General features: G+C 56.0%; 1 rRNA gene. It reads left to right on the forward strand.

Annotation, left to right across the window (positions count from 1 at the left end):
• Window positions 1-1748 (forward strand): 23S ribosomal RNA (locus tag JKJ07_RS49395); the annotation flags it as partial.
• Window positions 1749-1754 lie beyond the last annotated feature (6 nt).

The following is a 1754-nucleotide window of genomic DNA, read 5'->3' on the forward strand; positions in this document are numbered from 1 at the left end:
ACGAGTGAGAATGCAGGCATGAGTAGCGAATGAAGAGTGAGAACCTCTTCCGCCGGATGACCAAGGGTTCCAGGGCCAGGCTAATCCGCCCTGGGTGAGTCGGGGCCTAAGGCGAGGCCGAGAGGCGTAGTCGATGGATAACGGGTTGATATTCCCGTACCCGCAAAGAAACGCCCAAGACGAACCTTCATGTACTAACCACGCAAAGCTTTCTATGGCTTCGGCCGGCGAGAGTGGAGTCTGGGACCTTGTGGGGTAGTAGTTTAGTGATGGGGTGACGCAGGAAGGTAGATGATCCCAGGCGGTGGTTGTCCTGGGGTAAGCGTGTAGACCGTGTCATAGGTAAATCCGTGACACATATAGGTTGAGACGTGATGCCGAGCCGTTTCAGGTGAAGTCATTGATCCTATGCTGCCGAGAAAAGCCTCTAGCGATGTTTCGAGCGGCCCGTACCCTAAACCGACACAGGTGGTCAGGTAGAGAATACCGAGGCGACGGGTGAACTGTGGTTAAGGAACTCGGCAAATTGCCCCCGTAACTTAGGGAGAAGGGGGGCCGGACGCGTGAAGCCCCATGCGGGTGGAGCGTGGTATGGCCGCAGAGAGCAGGGGGAAGCGACTGTTTACTAAAAACACAGGTCCATGCCAAGTCGTAAGACGATGTATATGGACTGACGCCTGCCCGGTGCTGGAACGTTAAGGGGACCTGTTAGCCCGTAAGGGCGAGGCGGAGAACTTAAGCGCCAGTAAACGGCGGTGGTAACTATAACCATCCTAAGGTAGCGAAATTCCTTGTCGGGTAAGTTCCGACCTGCACGAATGGCGTAACGACTTCCCCACTGTCTCAACCACAGGCCCGGCGAAATTGCAGTACGAGTAAAGATGCTCGTTACGCGCGGCAGGACGGAAAGACCCCGGGACCTTTACTATAGCTTGACATTGGTATCCGAATTTAATTGTGTAGGATAGGTGGGAGCCGGTGAAGCTCGGACGCCAGTTCGGGTGGAGGCAATCTTGAAATACCACTCTGTTGGGTTTGGGTATCTAACCTGCGGCCCTGATCGGGTCGAGGGACAGTGTCTGGTGGGTAGTTTAACTGGGGCGGTTGCCTCCTAAAGGGTAACGGAGGCGCCCAAAGGTTCCCTCAGCCTGGTTGGCAATCAGGTGTTGAGTGTAAGTGCACAAGGGAGCTTGACTGTGAGACTGACGGGTCGAGCAGGGACGAAAGTCGGGACTAGTGATCCGGCACTTGCGTGTGGAAGCGGTGTCGCTCAACGGATAAAAGGTACCCCGGGGATAACAGGCTGATCTTCCCCAAGAGTCCATATCGACGGGATGGTTTGGCACCTCGATGTCGGCTCGTCGCATCCTGGGGCTGTAGCAGGTCCCAAGGGTTGGGCTGTTCGCCCATTAAAGCGGTACGCGAGCTGGGTTTAGAACGTCGTGAGACAGTTCGGTCCCTATCCGCCGTGCGCGTTGGATACTTGAGAAGGGCTGTCCCTAGTACGAGAGGACCGGGACGGACGAACCTCTGGTGTGCCAGTTGTCCCGCCAGGGGCACGGCTGGTTGGCTACGTTCGGAAGGGATAACCGCTGAAAGCATCTAAGCGGGAAGCTCGCTTCGAGATGAGGTATCCCACCACCTTGAGTGGGTAAGGCTCCCAAGAGACTATTGGGTTGATAGGCCGGAGATGTAAGCCAGGTAACTGGTTCAGTCGACCGGTACTAATAGGCCGAGGGCTTAACCACCCTAAA

This window comes from Paractinoplanes lichenicola, assembly GCF_016785085.1.
GTDB lineage: Bacteria > Actinomycetota > Actinomycetes > Mycobacteriales > Micromonosporaceae > Actinoplanes > Actinoplanes lichenicola.